Annotated in this window: 14 protein-coding genes; 2 read left to right on the top strand and 12 right to left on the bottom strand. The window is 55.6% G+C overall.

Annotated features, from left to right (window positions below):
* Positions 1–132: 132 nt before the first annotated feature.
* Complete coding sequence (gene sbcB / locus LF929_RS09505) at positions 133–1563, top strand: exodeoxyribonuclease I (RefSeq protein ID WP_226092587.1); 1431 nt, start codon at positions 133–135, stop codon at positions 1561–1563.
* Positions 1564–1728: 165 nt separating this feature from the next.
* On the opposite strand, the gene LF929_RS09500 is transcribed toward sbcB, so the two are convergent.
* The 12 genes from LF929_RS09500 to LF929_RS09445 all read right to left on the bottom strand — a co-directional run bounded on the left by LF929_RS09500 (position 1729) and on the right by LF929_RS09445 (position 13174).
* Positions 1729–3090: an APC family permease gene (locus LF929_RS09500; protein WP_012884921.1), complete on the bottom strand. Its 1362-nt coding sequence runs from the start codon at positions 3088–3090 to the stop codon at positions 1729–1731.
* Positions 3080–3328, bottom strand: a complete 249-nt coding sequence (locus tag LF929_RS09495; RefSeq protein ID WP_016941182.1) for a hypothetical protein — start codon at positions 3326–3328, stop codon at positions 3080–3082. Before LF929_RS09495 ends, LF929_RS09500 begins: the two co-directional genes overlap by 11 nt.
* 207 nt (positions 3329–3535) lie before the next feature.
* A complete protein-coding gene (gene tnpA / locus LF929_RS09490; RefSeq protein WP_033570971.1) occupies positions 3536–3994 on the bottom strand; it encodes an IS200/IS605-like element IS1541D family transposase in 459 nt (152 codons plus the stop codon).
* A gap of 276 nt (positions 3995–4270) precedes the next feature.
* Complete coding sequence (locus tag LF929_RS09485) at positions 4271–5023, bottom strand: flagellar brake protein (RefSeq protein ID WP_038908127.1); 753 nt, start codon at positions 5021–5023, stop codon at positions 4271–4273.
* 449 nt (positions 5024–5472) lie between these two features.
* Positions 5473–6381 carry a triphosphoribosyl-dephospho-CoA synthase CitG gene (gene citG / locus LF929_RS09480; protein ID WP_038908128.1) on the bottom strand — a complete coding sequence of 303 codons (909 nt, stop codon included), beginning with the start codon at positions 6379–6381 and terminating at the stop codon, positions 5473–5475.
* Positions 6359–6901: a citrate lyase holo-[acyl-carrier protein] synthase gene (citX, locus tag LF929_RS09475; protein WP_368678968.1), complete on the bottom strand. Its 543-nt coding sequence runs from the start codon at positions 6899–6901 to the stop codon at positions 6359–6361. Before citX ends, citG begins: the two co-directional genes overlap by 23 nt.
* Positions 6898–8427, bottom strand: a complete 1530-nt coding sequence (gene citF / locus LF929_RS09470; protein ID WP_368678967.1) for a citrate lyase subunit alpha — start codon at positions 8425–8427, stop codon at positions 6898–6900. The genes citX and citF overlap by 4 nt, the downstream gene beginning before the upstream one ends.
* 89 nt (positions 8428–8516) lie before the next feature.
* Entirely contained in the window at positions 8517–9407 is an 891-nt protein-coding gene (citE, locus tag LF929_RS09465) for a citrate (pro-3S)-lyase subunit beta (protein ID WP_153509092.1), read from the bottom strand.
* Entirely contained in the window at positions 9407–9697 is a 291-nt protein-coding gene (gene citD / locus LF929_RS09460) for a citrate lyase acyl carrier protein (protein ID WP_038908454.1), read from the bottom strand. Before citD ends, citE begins: the two co-directional genes overlap by 1 nt.
* 33 nt (positions 9698–9730) lie before the next feature.
* Positions 9731–10780, bottom strand: a complete 1050-nt coding sequence (citC, locus tag LF929_RS09455) for a [citrate (pro-3S)-lyase] ligase (protein ID WP_226092913.1) — start codon at positions 10778–10780, stop codon at positions 9731–9733.
* A 75-nt stretch (positions 10781–10855) separates the two neighbouring features.
* A complete protein-coding gene (locus LF929_RS09450; protein WP_210177740.1) occupies positions 10856–11740 on the bottom strand; it encodes a fumarylacetoacetate hydrolase family protein in 885 nt (294 codons plus the stop codon).
* A gap of 66 nt (positions 11741–11806) precedes the next feature.
* A complete protein-coding gene (locus tag LF929_RS09445; protein ID WP_038904523.1) occupies positions 11807–13174 on the bottom strand; it encodes a 2-hydroxycarboxylate transporter family protein in 1368 nt (455 codons plus the stop codon).
* 427 nt (positions 13175–13601) lie between these two features.
* On the opposite strand from LF929_RS09445, the gene LF929_RS09440 reads away from it, so the two are divergent.
* Positions 13602–15203 (top strand): sensor histidine kinase, encoded by a 1602-nt coding sequence (locus LF929_RS09440; RefSeq protein WP_016943826.1) that lies wholly within the window; start codon positions 13602–13604, stop codon positions 15201–15203.
* Positions 15204–15217: the final 14 nt, after the last annotated feature.

Below are 15217 nucleotides of genomic sequence, written 5' to 3'. Positions count from 1 at the left end.
ACGTTGCCGTTGCGCTGGCGAACCATTGCGCATGATTCTAAGGCTAGCTAAAACCGGCGATGACAAACACGCTGCGCGGCGGTATGAGTATTTTATAACGCACGCCGACGCCAGGCTGAACAGAGAGAAACCGTGCAAAACCAACACATCGAACCCACTTTTTTCGTTCATGATTATGAGACTTTTGGCAAACACCCAGCCAAAGATCGCCCGGCGCAGTTCGCTGGTGTCCGTACTGATTTGAATTTTAACGTGATTGGCGAACCAATCGTGATCTATTGCCAGCCAGCCGATGACTATCTGCCCGACCCGGAAGCGGTAATGATTACCGGCATCACACCGCAGGTGGCACAAAAACGAGGAGTACGCGAAGCCGAGTTTGCCAGCCACATCCATGAGGCGTTCAGCGTGCCAGGCACCTGCATCATGGGATACAACAATATCCGCTTTGATGACGAAGTCAGCCGTAACCTGTTCTACCGCAACTTCTTCGACCCTTATGCCTACAGTTGGCAACAAGGCAATTCCCGCTGGGATTTGCTGGACATGTTGCGCGCATGCTATGCCTTACGCCCCGATGGCATTATCTGGCCGGAGAACGACGACGGTTTTCCCAGTTTCAGGCTGGAGCATCTGACTCGTGCCAATGGTGTTGAACATACGCAGGCGCATGATGCGATGTCCGATGTCTATGCCACTATTGCGATGGCGCGGCTGCTTAAACAGGCACAACCCAAACTGTTTGACTATCTCTATGCGTTACGGAACAAGAATAAAGTCAGCGCGTTAATCGATATCCCGCAAATGAAACCACTGGTACATGTTTCTGGTATGTTTGGTGCCGCACGGGGTAATACCAGTTGGATCGTACCGCTGGCCTGGCACCCGGATAATCGCAACGCGGTCATTGTTTGCGATCTGGCGGGAGATATTCAGCCACTACTGGCGCTGGATGCGGATGAATTGCGTACCCGGCTTTATACCCGCCGAGACTTACTGGCCGAAGATGAATCGCCCGTCCCTATTAAACTGGTGCATATCAACAAATGCCCAGTACTGGCACCAGCCAGTACACTGCGACCCGAAGATGCGGAACGGCTGGGTATCGACCGCCAGCATTGCCTGAACAATTTACAGTTGTTGCGTCAGAACAGTAGCGTAAGAGAGAAAGTCGTGGCGCTATTTGCTGATGCACCGCCGTTTGAGGCCGTTAAGGATGTCGACCTGCAACTTTACGATGGTTTTTTTAGTGACGCCGATCGCGCCGCCATGGCAATTATCCGTAAAACCGACGCTCAACATCTCCCTGCACTGAATCTCCAATTTGCCGATCGTCGGGTGGAGGAGTTACTGTTTCGCTATCGGGCACGCAACTTTCCCGGTACGCTGGACGAACAGGAGCAACAACGCTGGCTGGCACATCGCCGAGAAGTATTTACCACCGAGCGGTTACAAAACTATTTCGATACGCTGGATCAGCTCTACCAACAGCACGATGGCGACGAAAAGAAAACGACGCAGCTAAAAGCACTGTTTGCCTATGCACAACAACTGCTGGCCTGATGTCGGTATAAATCCGCAACACAAAACCCGTTATCGAGTATGTAAACGGAACCCCTAGCCTGGCTGGAGGTTTTCTATAGACAAACAATCACCACCTCCCGAGGAGGTGGTTTAAAGCTGACAAAAAAATGGGCTCCCGCAGGAGCCCGTTCTCATCGCCTGAGATTACGCCAAGTCTTCGTTGTACTGCGGTACCGGCTGGCTGAAACGACGCGTCACAAATGCCAGATAAAGCAGGCCAATCGCTGCCCACACCAGTCCCAACGTCATGGATGTACGCTCCAGATTCAACCACAACGCGCCTACTGTCAGCGCGCCCATGACCGGCAGAACCAGATAGTTCACCGTATCCTTCAGCGTCTTATTACGGCGCTCACGGATATAGAATTGGGAAATCACTGACAGGTTCACAAAGGTGAACGCTACCAGCGCGCCGAAGTTGATCAACGCCGTCGCGGTAACCAGATCAAACGAAATCGCCGACAGTGCAATCACGCCAACCAGCAGTACGTTCAATGACGGTGTACGCCACCGGGGATGCACATAACCGAAGAAACGCTCAGGGAACACGCCATCGCGGCCCATCACGTACATCAGGCGTGAAACCCCAGCATGCGCTGCCATGCCAGACGCCAGTACCGTCACGCAGGAGAAAATCAGAATACCGAACTGGAAGGCTTTGCCTGCCACATACAGCATGATTTCGGGCTGCGAAGCATCCGGGTGCTGAAAACGCGAGATATCCGGAAAGTAGAGTTGCAGGAAGTAAGACACCACAACGAAGATCACCCCACCCAACAGGGCTGTCAGGAAAATCGCTTTCGGAATCACGCGACCGGCATCTTTGGTTTCTTCAGACAACGAGCTGATCCCATCGAAGCCGAGGAATGAAAAACACAGAATCGTCGCACCCGTAATCATCGGTACTACGTGGGCGTTATCAGACCAGAACGGACGGCTGCTGGCCAGCGTACCGGCCCCTTCCCCCTGAGACACACCGTAAATCACCATCCCGGTGATAACCACCATCACGGCAACCTGCAGTACCACTATCAGGCTGTTGAAGTTGGCGACGGTTTTGATGCCACGCAGGTTGGATAGCGTCATGAACCCTACCAGTAACACGACAAAGATCCATGATGGGATACTGGGGATCAACGTTTCAAAATAGATTTTTGCCAGCAGGATGTTGATCATCGGCATGAACAAATAGTCCAGCAACGATGACCAGCCCACCATGAAGCCCACTGTCGGGCTAATGGCTTTCTGGGCATAGGTATAGGCCGAACCGGCAGACGGGAAACGACGCACCAGTTTGCCGTAGCTGAGAGCGGTAAACAGGATAGCTATCAATGCAAAGGCATAGGCCGTCGCGACATGCCCATCCGTCAACCCAGAAACGATGCCGAAAGTATCAAACAGCGTCATCGGTTGCATGTAAGCCAGTCCCATCATTACCACTGGCACCAGCGTCAGGGTCTTACGCAGTTGTACGCGTGATGTGGAAACCGTGGAATCAGTTGTCATTACGCAAACCTCCTTTACCGATAGCCGCCATCACCCATGAATTCATCGCCAATGGCAACGTAGCACAACGATGTTTCAGGTAACTGGACGTGGTCGCGCGAACGAGGTCGCTGTAACCGAGGTGAGCATGAGCAGCAGACACGCCGCCCGTTACAAAGTCTGCCCAGATAGCATCTTTGCCGCTGCGTTTACAGCACCAGCCGGCGGGCACCGGCTCAAAAACAACTGATTGCCCCATTGTCTCTCTCTATTCACTCTGCGCAGCCTGCATGGCATGCGTGTTACTGATATCTATCCGGAACCATCAACAGCGCCGGCCTCTTGATGAAATACAAAATAAATATCCTCCGGCATAGCCGGAGGTTTTTCATATGCGCCTATAAGGCTCTGTTACCAGCCGCGCCCTAACAGGCGCATCGCAATCTGACATTTGCATCCAAATCCGTTACTTACGGCCCGTAAACGGGCTACCTGGATATGGGATTGATAACTGCTCGCCCAGTTTATCCTGCTCCAGTTGGTGCTTTATGTAGTCCCGGATCTTCGATGTATTTTTACCCACCGTATCTACATAATACCCTCGGCACCAAAACTCCCTGTTCCTATATTTGAATTTCAGATCACCAAATTGTTCATAGAGCATCAGGCTACTTTTGCCTTTCAGATACCCCATGAAGCTCGATACACTCATCTTCGGCGGGATCTCCACAAGCATATGTATGTGATCAGCACAGCACTCTGCTTCCAGAATCTGCACATTTTTCCATTCACACAGCTTTCTTAAGATACTCCCTACTACACGCCGTTTCTCACCGTAGAAGACCTGTCTTCGGTATTTGGGTGCGAAAACTATGTGATATTTACAGTTCCAGCGAGTGTGCGCTAAGCTCTTTTCGTCCCCCATTGGGACCCCCTTTTGATTTCTTGTTTGACCATTGCAGTTGCCAGACCGCAAGGTGTTTTAACAAATCAAAAGGGGTTTTTATATCCGCCCCAAAGCTGGAAGCTTTACGGAACCCCCAGCCTAGCTGGGGGTTTTCTATAGACAAAAATAACCGACGCGATAACGGTGCGTCGGTTTTTCAGGGCGCGTATTTTGCCCCAGCTAGCAATTTGAGACAAGACCTGTTATGTCAATCGCGTGCGACTTGTGCACACTCATCAGCCTTGATGTTCTTAATCAACGCAGGCGTTTGCGTTTTTCGTTCTGATCCAACTCCAGCTCAGTAATAACCTGCTGTAATCCACGTTCCTGCACCGCACTTAACGTTGGGAATTTGAAGCTCAGGCGCTCTATTTGTTTGACTTCGCCTTTACTGTCGACCACTTTCGTGGTGGCATGGTTGACAAACTCCATGTCCAGACAAAACTGCCCGTAACTGGCAAGATCGACATCGACGTTTTTCAATATCATTCCCGGTTCAAACAGCACTGCCAGGCCTTGATCATCGGTGTACATACACAGACCACCCAATGACAGATCCTTCAGGTTAAATTCAAAATAGGTACTGTCTGGTAATTCCCCACGGCAAACCATCGGTGGCCAGGCTGGCGAATTAATGCGGAAAAAATTACGGCGCTGGATATAGTACAGCACGTCAGGTATCGCCGCGCAGAAAGCAGGCAAGTTGTCATGTTCAACCGTGCGGATAATCGCAGTACGAAATTCAACTTTGGCACCCGCCGTTTCCGCCACAAAACCAAGCTCGCCAGCAAACAGCGCCCGGCTGTTTTCACGCTCCAGCGCGCCAAGGTCAAACAGGAACTCTTCCTCGTCCGAATCGACCTCAAGGATCTTACTGATGAATTGGCCATGTGTGTGATACACCATTACAGTGGCGTCCTGCTTTTGCAGTCCGCGCAATGTGGCGCAAATAGCCATCTTGCCACGCCTGGCGTACTGTTCTTTCATATTGTCATCCACTACATCCATCCCCACCGTCGATTGAATGGTTAATCCGTTATTCAGTGTCCCAGCCCCCTGGATACGATATGGCACTAGTATCGACATGCTTCTCGTCAACTTTAGTGCTTTATCAATTCATTAGCTTATATACCCACCTGCTATCGCGTTGCCAATACGCCAATCCGGTTTCTCACGTTTTTCCATAAACCTGCTAAGGGGCCAACGCACACAGTCATTCAATAATCAGCTATTCAGCAAGCCATTATTCAAAACCTGTTATTTACTTATCCGGTTGTTCAATTCCGTTGTTCAATTTCTGCCAAACCCGCCAATAACCTGAAGCGTAATATAGTAGAAATATATGGCCTACAAGGAATCTCCGGCACGCACAATGCCCCGCCAGCGCGAGGCACATTTCATGAGAGGCAAACATTCATGAAAAACAGGAAGGGCTGTTAGTCAATAATAGACGAGGTTTAAGCGGCAGGATAGTGTGAAAGTAACCAGGTCAGTGCGAGTAGGTCGGCGCTACCGCCAGGGCTGATATTACGTTCAACCAGCGCACGATTCATTTCCTGTAGCCCCTGATGGGTCACACCATCGGACAGTAAATTACGTGCATAGGCTTGTACGAACGCCAACCCGTCTATTCCCCCCCGGGAAACGACATTGGTATCCGGGTTGTTGGCCATTAAAACTACCAGTGTCTGCAATAAAGCGGATTCATCGTCCTTACCCTGTGCGCGAGCATTGAGATAGGCAGGTAACGCATGCTGGCGTGCAGTAGCAAACCCGCTGGCCGCCTCGCCCCTCGCCCCGGTCAAGCCATAGCGTCGAAACAAAAGCTCGCCTGCTGTCGCCGTATGCTGACTATTCTCCAGCTCATTGCGAACCAAATCGGCACTCATCTGGGCTACGCACTGGCATAGGCTATCTTGTGTCAACGGCTGTCGGCGCCCCGCAAGCCAGCCTGCAGCACTACACAGCAGCCCGAAGGCAAAGATACCGCCTTTGTGGGTATTGACACCACCTGTTGCAGCCAGCATCGCTTGTTCCGCTGCAATACCAATCGGCCGCACCTGCGACAATAGCTGGGTTATCGGCAACAGGCTGTGTGTCATACCAGCTTCGGTAAAACGGGCAAACCACGGGGTCAGCGCGGCGATACTGGCCTGAAATAACGGCACATCCATATCGCGATGCGCGCCATTATTATCCCTATCCACCAGACCGGGTTTTGGCGTCAGCATCACTTCAACCGTCAGCGCGGCCACGACACGTTGATGAATATCAGGTAAAGCCACCAGCACGCCGGTGGCATCAGGAAATAGCGTCGTCAGTAATGGAGAAGCAACAACCGATTCAGTGTGCGTCAAACCAGGCATGGAGGATACTCTCGATTTTTTCAATCACGGCAGGTAACGCATGCCGACGCGAACGCGCGCAGGCATGCGCCGATTCCTCACAGAGTATACACCGACGGTGATCGTGCGCCAGCAACGTTCGACTCACTGACCCGGCCTTCGGACAGAACACGTCAAAATCCCACAGCCGCCCCAGCGGGTGCTGCTCTTCCAGCGCAATCGCTGCCGCCTTCACGCTCAGCGCATCCTTGGTTATCACCCAGAATGCCTCCGACCCTGTCTCCAGCCAGTGCAGCTGCTGCTCACGTACTGCCCATCCCCGGGCCTGGCACAGGTCGTTGAACGCCGCCACCGCCTCCCCCATCGCCCGCCGGTACAGCGCCGAGTCCTTCACCGCACCGGGCGTCACCAGCGTCAGCGACACCACCGTCGACTGGTGCAACGCCAGCAGTTGCTGCTGGCGTGCATGGCGGCGATCCTTCGCCGCCAGCAGGCTGTCCAGTGAGACGCTGACCGCAGTATCTGTCACTGCCTCGCTCACGCGTTGTCCTCTTTCACCTGACGCACCACGTCGATCACGCTGCCGTCACGGTAGCGGATCACCCCCACGATGCGGTCGTGAAACGCAATCGCCTTCGGCTCGCCCACCAGCGCTATCGCCCGCTGGTACAGCTCTTCGATAGCCATCACGCTCAGCCCGGCCTCGGTCAGCCGCGCCGCCACGTCCGGGCGCGACGGGTTCACCGCGATACCGTGGTCCGTCACCAGCACGTCTATCGCGCTGCCCGGTGTCACGCAGGTGGTCACCTGTCGCACCACCGTCGGGATACGGCTGCGGATCAGCGGCGCTACCACGATGGTCAGGTTCGCCGCCGTCGCCACGTCGCAGTGCCCGCCCGACGCCCCGCGCATCACCCCGTCCGACCCGGTTATCACGTTCACGTTAAACTGGGTGTCGATTTCCAGCGCACTCAAAATCACCACGTCCAGCTGGTCGCAGCACGCCGCCTTGGCGCTCGGGTTGGCGTACACGTTGGTCGAGATTTCCACGTGTTTCGGGTTTTTCGCCAGCGATGCCGCCGCGTTGGCGTCAAAGCACTGGGTGTCCAGCAGCGTCTCTATCAGCCCCTTCTCGTGCAGGTCGACGATGCTGCCGGTAATGCCCCCGAGTGCAAAGCGCGCCGTCACCCCCTGCCTGTGCATCCGGTCTTCCAGAAAACGGGTACAGGCGGTCGAGGCCGCGCCGGAGCCGGTCTGGATGGAAAAGCCCGGTTTGAAGTAGCCGGAATGGGCTATCACGTCCGCCGCCCGGCGGGCTATCAGCAGCTCTCGCGGGTTGCTGGTCACGCGCGCCGCCCCCACGCTGATTTTCGCCGGGTCGCCCACTTCCTCCACCGGCACCACGAAGTCCACCTGGTCCTGCACGATGCTGGCCGGCATGTTCGGGAACGGCACCAGGCTTTCCGTCAGCAGCACCACCGTCTTCGCGTAGTGCGCGTCCACCATCGCGTAGCCCAGCGACCCGCAGCGCGATTTCCCCGACGTGCCGTTGGCGTTGCCGAATTCGTCGCTGCTCGGCACCCCGAGGAACGCCACGTCTATCGTCAGCTCCCCGCTCTGCAGCAGGTGCACCCGCCCGCCGTGCGAGTGGATTTGTACCGGCTCGGTCATCAGCCCGTGCGAAATCGCGTCCGCCAGCTTGCCGCGCATGCCGGAGGTGTAGATACGGCTGATCACCCCGTTGCGGATATGCTCGATCAGCGGCGCGTTGCAGGTCATCAGCGAGCTCGACGCCAGCGTCAGGTCCCTGAAGCCCAGCCGGGCCAGCGTGTCCACCACGTGGTTGATCACCTTGTCCCCTTCACGGAACGCGTGGTGGAAGGAGATGGTCATGCCGTCCCGCAGCCCGCTCTTGCGGATGGCCTCGTCCAGGTCGGCACACAGCTTGCGCTGGTGTTTTTCGGTGACGTCATCCAGCCAGGGGGTACGGTGGTTGGCACTGACGAACGGTTGCAGCGGACTTTTTTCCGGGTATTGCTTCTGCAGTGCTTCAATAAAGTTACTCATGCTCTCATCCTGTCATTGCGACGGCCCGCCGGGGCGCGCTCCCGCCACCGGCCGGCCCGTGCAGAATCTGTCGGTTAACCGGGCCGGGCCTACTGGCGCACGCCGGAGGCCCGCGCACGCTCCACCACCTGGCGGGCGTGGTTGATAATCGGGCCGTCGATCATTTTTCCGTTCAGCGAGATGACCCCCAGTCCGGCGCGCTCGCCCTCTTCCGCCGCCCTGATCACCAGGTGGGCGTAGTCCACCTCGTCCTGGGTCGGCGCGTAGGCGTTGTGCAGCAGTTCAATCTGCCGCGGGTTGATCAGCGACTTGCCGTTGAAGCCCAGCTTGCGGATCAGCTCCACTTCCTTCAGGAATCCCTCCTCGTCGTTGACGTTGGAGTACACCACGTCAAACGCGTCGATACCGGCGGCACGGGCGGCATGCAGCACCGCACAGCGGGCGTAGAACAGCTCGGTGCCGTCCCCGCGCTCGGTCTGCATGTCCATCACGTAGTCGAACGCCGCCAGCGCGATACCAATCATGCGCTCGGACGAGCGGGCGATGGACACGGCGTTGATCACCCCGACCGCCGACTCGATGGCCGCCATGATGCGGGTGGAGCCCACTTCACGGCCGCAGGCCTTCTCGATGCGCGCCAGATGGTGCTCCAGCTCGTCGACATCGTCGGTGGAATCGGTCTTCGGCAGGCGGATGACATCCACCCCGCCACGCACCGCTGCTTCCAGGTCCCTGAGCCCGAACGGGGTGTTGAGCTGGTTGATGCGCACCACGGTCTCGATATCCCGGTACATCGGGTGCTGCAGCGCATGGTAGACCAGCAGGCGCGCGGTATCTTTCTCGCGCAGCGACACCGCGTCCTCCAGGTCGAACATGATGGAGTCCGGCTGGTAGATGAAGGCGTTGGACAGCATGGCGGCATTGGCGCCCGGCAGGAACAGCATGCTGCGGCGCAGTTTTTTCGGTTGCGTGGTGCTCATCACAGTGTCTCCCAGTCAATCTGATCCACATCGGCGGCACGCAGCACGGCGCTCTGCACCCGGGCCCGGATGACGCAGTCCAGCGCCCCCTTGTCTTCCACCACGACGGTACCGGACTCGACGCCCAGCGCACTCAGCGTGTCGTTCACCACCCGGGTGATCTGTGCGCCAAACTGTTTGATGACTTCACTGTTTATCACCACCGTCAGCGGGCCCTGCGCCGGGGACACCCGGACCAGCAGGTCGCTGGATTCAAAGGTGCCCGCCAGGGCTTCCTTGATAATTTTCATGTTGGTTTTCCTGCCTGATACATTAAAAACACGTCACGCGCAGGCGAGCTCGCCATAGCGCTGCAGATGCGCAAACGTCGTCGCCGGCACAATCTGGCGGATGGCGTCGAACTGGCGCTGGCGCAGCAGCCGCCGTACCGCCGAGGCGGATATCGCCTGCCCGTCGTGCTCGCGCGTGCGTTCGATTTCCACCACCGTCAGGGCCGGGGCGGGCACCCGCCCGTCCTGCTCCAGCCAGTGGTGCATGTCCTGGTTGTACTGGTGCGTCACCGGGCAGAACGGCTCGGTGCCGACAAAGCGCCGGGTGATGCCGAGCGCCGGGGCGATGTACTGGCGGAAGATGATGAGGTCCAGCGCCGCGTGCGCCTGGCTTATCAGCGCCGCTTCCTTCAGGAAATAGCCCGGAAAGGTGGCCTTGGAAATCAGGTATTCCGACCCGGCGTGCACCGTCAGGTTGGGGATGTCCGCCACCCCCTGGCGCACCATCTCCAGCCGCTCGGCGAACGGGAAGAAGGAGACGTCCTCGCGCACCACGAAGATGTGCAGCCAGTCGCAGGCCTGCGCGGCCTGCTCGGCCAGGTAGCGGTGCCCCAGCGTGAACGGGTTGGCGTTCATCACGATGGCCCCGATGTCCCGCCCCGGCCGTACCTCGGCCGCCAGCGACTGGCAGTACTGGCTGATGCCGAGCGGCGTGTTCTCCATCAGCACCGCCTGGTCGTCATAGCAGGCAATCGGGTAGAAGCCGCAGCCGCGAAACGCCGTGACGTTGCAGGGACGGGTGTAGAGAAACAGGTGGAACAGGCCGCGCTCGGCCGCCAGCTGCACCACCTCGTTGACCACCTTCGCCCCCAGGCTGAGCTCGCGAAAGTCGGGGTCCACCGCCACGCACTTGATGGTGCTGGCGCACAGCCCGGCACAGGCCACCAGCCGCCCGTGATGCGTGCCGGCCACAAAAAACTCGACGTCCTGGTCCCGGTCCAGCTGGCAGCGCGCCAGCAGCGCGGTTATCGCCACCAGCATGGGGGACGGGACGCGCGCATCCAGCGTGGCAAACGTAACACTCTCGTCGTCATCGGCGTACATAACGGTTATCCTGCTTGTTGCTGGGCCCCGTCACCGCGGGGCTGACGCCGCCGGTCACCCGGCAGCGGGAACGATTCAGTGCCCGGCCGCCACGGACGCGGCACGCGGGGCGGTCACCGGCCGGACGGCCTCGCCGATGGTGTTGCGCAGGTGGCCGACCTTCTCGATTTCCACCTCGATGCTGTCGCCCGGCTTGAGGAACAGCGGCGGGGTGCGCTTCTTGCCGACACCGCCGGGCGAGCCGGTGATGATGACGTCACCGGCGCTGAGCGCGGTGAAGGTGCTGATGTATTCAATCAGGTCCGCCACCTTGTGGATCATGCTGGCAGTGTTGTCGTCCTGCACCATGCGGCCGTTGAGGAAGGTGCGGATGGCCAGGGCGTGCGGGTCGGGAATTTCGTCCCGGGTGGTGAGACAGGGGCCGAAGGCACCGGTCTTCTGCCAGTTCTTGCCGGCGGTGAACCAGCTGTGCTGCCAGTCACGGGCGGAGCCGTCCATGTAGCAGCTGTACCCGGCGACAAAGGACAGCGCGTCGTCACGGTGGATGTTCTGGCCGTTTTTGCCGATGATGACCGCCAGCTCGCCTTCATAGTCGAACTCGCTGGAGTAGTGGGGCTTGAGCACCGGGGTGCCGTGGCCGGTCTGGGAGTCGGCGAAGCGCACGAACAGGGTCGGTGCGGGGTTCAGCTCGTTGAACTCCTTGCGCTTGTCGGCGTAGTTCATGCCGACGCAGAGGATTTTGGACGGCGCGACGATGACCGGCAGGAAGGTGACGTCGGCGACGGCGACATCCGGCGTGTCGGTCTGGAAGGCGGCGGCCTCGTGCAGCGCCTGACCGGCCAGCAGGGCTTTCAGGTCGGCGTAGCGGTCACCGAGACGGCTGCCCAAATCGATAAGCCCTGCCGGTGTGTGGATCCCGTAACTGTTTTTGCCCTGATGGCGATAACTTGCAAGTTTCATAATCTTTCCCGTTTAAATAAGGCCGCGAGCTATCGCGGCGTTATTTGTTTTTTTGTCATACAACCGTCACACCAGGAACTTGCCGAGTACCAGCAAGGCCACGGAGACGTTGATTGCACCACCGATACGGGTAGCAATCTGAGCGAACGGCATCAGCACCATACGGTTACCAGCGGTGAGAATCGCCACGTCGCCGGTACCGCCCTGCCCGCTCTGGCAGCAGGAGATGATGGCAACGTCAATCGGGTGCATACCGATTTTCTTGCCAACGAAGAAGCCAGTGGTCACCAGTGCCACAACAGTGGACACAATCACCAGCAGGTTAGTTATTGTGAAAGCGTGTACCAGCTCTTCCCAAGGGGTGATCGCCACGCCAACAGCAAACAGAATTGGATAGGTCACAGAAGTCTGGAAGAATTTGTAAACAACCTGAGAACCTTCGAGCAAACGCGGAGACGCGCCATTAATCAACTTCACGATCACCGCGGCAAACAACATGCCCACAGGTGCCGGTAAACCAATCAGTTTGTAGCCCAGCATCCCGATCATATACAGCAGGATAGCCAGCAGTGCGCCTGCAGCCAGATTGGTCGGATCCATCTTGCCGCTCAAAGAGCTGGTCAGCGAAGCCGGTGCCGTTTCAGTGGTATTTGCTTTATTCGGCATCAGGTCACCTTCACCGGTCAGGTGCGGGTAACGCTTGCCCAGTTGGTTCAGCACACCGGCCAGGACGATAGCAGTCAGGCTACCCAGCATAACGATTGGCAGAATACGACCCAACGCGACGCCCTGCTCCATGTGCAGCAAGGTGGCATAACCGATAGACAGAGGAATCGCCCCTTCACCCACACCGCCAGCCATAATCGGCAGTACCAGGAAGAAGAAGATCTGGAACGGATCCAGGCCCAGCATAATGCCCACGCCCATACCAACCAACATACCCACAATTTCACCACACAGCATGGGGAAGAAAATGCGCAGGAAGCCCTGAATCAGCGTCTGGCGGTTCATGCTCATGATGCTGCCGACAATGATGCAGCAGATATAGAGGTACAGAATGTTGGTGGATTTGTAGAACTTGGTGGTCGCATCCACAACCACATGCGGCAACAAACCGTAGTAAACCAGTGCAGACGGAATAAACGTGGCGCAAATCGCCGCTGCTCCCATCTTACCGATAAAAGGTAAGCGCTTACCGAACTCACCACAGGCGAAACCGAAAAACGCCAGCGTGGCAACCATCACCACGATGTCACTGGGCAACTTGCCGTCCAGGCAATCCAACGCAATTAATAGCCCAGCCAGGATAAACAGCGGCACCGGAATAACACCAATTTTGTAGTTATCCAGAATGTGCCACCATTTTTCTTTTAATGAAACCTTCCCAGAGGCCTCATCTTTTACAACGATATAAGAATCATCAGTGGTACTCATAACCTTCTCCCCTTGTTATTTTCCCGTGCATATTAAGAGGTCAACACACGTTATTATGTGATAATCATCAAATTAAAAAATGAGTTTTAATGGTACTTATGGTTTTTATGGTTTTTATTATTTTTTGATTAAAAATCAATAGATTAAATTTTTAGATTGCGAGGGGTTTTGACGTGGTTTTTATGGTTTGTATGGTTCAAATGGTCCTTATTTCGAGAAAGAAATAATATGTTGTGAAAAAGTAATTAAAATGTCCACGCTCAGTGACAAGCAATTTACGTCTTATTTAAAACAACTGAAACAAAAATACCATTTTCACAATCTGCGCGAAACGCTTCACAAGACTATTTTTTAGTCCCTTTCTTTTACGCCTTTCATGATAAATTAGCCATCTTCGTTTGCGCGTTTTCTCGGTGATTAGCACATTATGACGGTCAGGCTCTCGTTCCATCTCAAGCTGTTCATCTACCTGATGATCTTTTTTTCTCTGTTGTTGATCACCGCAGGGCTTTACTACTATCGGGCCGTCGATCGGCAGCTCTACGACGAGTTGGGTAGCCGGGCACAGATTCAGGCACGAGAAATCGCGATTATTCCTTCGCTCATCGAGGCGGTGAAATATAAAGATACCGCCACCATCGACAATCTGGTCGATCAAATCAAAGCACGCAGCGATGCCAGCTTTATCGTTATCGGCGATCGCAACGCAACCCACTTATATCATTCTGAAGAGCCGTCACTGCTCGGCACAGAAATGATAGGCGGCGACAATAAAGAAGTGCTGGAAGGACAAAGCTCTATCACGCTACGGCGCGGTGCGATTGGTATTTCACTGCGTAGCAAAGCGCCGATCATGGATGGAGATCAGGTTATCGGCATCGTGTCAGTCGGGTATTTGAAAAAACGCATCGATAACCTGACATTCAGTAAAGTAGCGCATATCGGGCTGCCTATCGTCGCGATGCTGGTTGCGTTGTTTTTCTTTTCCTGGTGGTTCTCCCGCAACCTGAAGAAGCAAATGTTCGGGCTGGAGCCGCTGGAGATCCGGCTGTTGGTCAGGCAACAAAAGGCATTGCTGGAGTCTATTTATGAAGGTGTGATCGCCATCGACAAGCAACGCAATATTGCGGTGATCAACCATGCCGCCAAAGATTTGCTGGACCTGACGATGCCTTCGTATCAATTACGCGGCAAACCGATCGACGACATTATTACCCCCGTGCCATTTTTCTCTAATGAAGATATTTGGATAACCGACACTCATGATGAGATTTGCCGTTTCAATCAGACCACGGTTATCGCCAGCCGCGTGCGCATTATGCTGGAAGATGAACTGCAAGGCTGGGTAATCAGTTTTCGTGACAAAAACGACATTCACACCCTAAGCATGCAACTCAGTCAGGTCAAACGTTATGCCAACAGCCTGCGTATTCTGCGCCATGAACAATTGAATTGGACGGCTACGCTGGCCGGATTGTTGCATTTGCGCCGTTATGATGAAGCCGTGCGTTACATTGAAGCCCAGTCCGAAGGGGCACAGGTAGTGCTAGATTTTATCTCCAGTCGTTTCTGTTCGCCGGCACTTTGCGGGCTGTTACTGGGTAAATTCGCCAGCGCACGCGAGAAAGGCATTGAGTTGCGTTTTGACCCTCGTTGCCAGCTTAACAGTATCCCTGCATCACTCAATGAAACAGAGCTGATGTCAATTATTGGGAATTTAATTGATAATGCGGTGGAAGCGACACTGGCCTGTACCTCGAGTTACTATCCTGTCGAAGTGTATATCTACGACGGTGAACAGGAATTAGTCATTGAAGTGGCTGATCAAGGGACAGGGATTGACCCCACAATTGCAGATCGGGTATTTGAGATGGGTGTCACCAGTAAAAAAGAAGGCGATCACGGTCTGGGTCTGCATTTGGTTGCCAGCTATGTTAGTCAGGCACAGGGTGTGATCGAAGTTTCTGACAATTCGCCTCACGGCGCTATTTTTTCTATCTTCATTCCAAAAATAATCAATAACCAATAACCGGGGAAAACAAG

Source organism: Dickeya oryzae (genome assembly GCF_020406815.2).
GTDB classification, from domain to species: domain Bacteria; phylum Pseudomonadota; class Gammaproteobacteria; order Enterobacterales; family Enterobacteriaceae; genus Dickeya; species Dickeya oryzae.
Note: the sequence above shows the minus strand (reverse complement) of the source record. Positions and strands in the feature narration are given on the sequence as shown.

Bases quoted from the DNA above. Each gene is read 5' to 3' on its own strand.
- tnpA (WP_033570971.1), bottom strand. From the start codon at position 3,994: ATGGGGGACGAAAAGAGCTTAGCGCACACTCGCTGGAACTGTAAATAT.
- LF929_RS09440 (WP_016943826.1), top strand. From the start codon at position 13,602: ATGACGGTCAGGCTCTCGTTCCATCTCAAGCTGTTCATCTACCTGATG.
- citD (WP_038908454.1), bottom strand. From the start codon at position 9,697: ATGAAAATTATCAAGGAAGCCCTGGCGGGCACCTTTGAATCCAGCGAC.
- LF929_RS09445 (WP_038904523.1), bottom strand. From the start codon at position 13,174: ATGAGTACCACTGATGATTCTTATATCGTTGTAAAAGATGAGGCCTCT.
- LF929_RS09500 (WP_012884921.1), bottom strand. From the start codon at position 3,090: ATGACAACTGATTCCACGGTTTCCACATCACGCGTACAACTGCGTAAG.
- LF929_RS09450 (WP_210177740.1), bottom strand. From the start codon at position 11,740: ATGAAACTTGCAAGTTATCGCCATCAGGGCAAAAACAGTTACGGGATC.
- citG (WP_038908128.1), bottom strand. From the start codon at position 6,381: ATGCCTGGTTTGACGCACACTGAATCGGTTGTTGCTTCTCCATTACTG.
- citC (WP_226092913.1), bottom strand. From the start codon at position 10,780: ATGTACGCCGATGACGACGAGAGTGTTACGTTTGCCACGCTGGATGCG.
- citE (WP_153509092.1), bottom strand. From the start codon at position 9,407: ATGAGCACCACGCAACCGAAAAAACTGCGCCGCAGCATGCTGTTCCTG.
- LF929_RS09485 (WP_038908127.1), bottom strand. From the start codon at position 5,023: ATGGATGTAGTGGATGACAATATGAAAGAACAGTACGCCAGGCGTGGC.
- citF (WP_368678967.1), bottom strand. From the start codon at position 8,427: ATGAGTAACTTTATTGAAGCACTGCAGAAGCAATACCCGGAAAAAAGT.
- LF929_RS09495 (WP_016941182.1), bottom strand. From the start codon at position 3,328: ATGGGGCAATCAGTTGTTTTTGAGCCGGTGCCCGCCGGCTGGTGCTGT.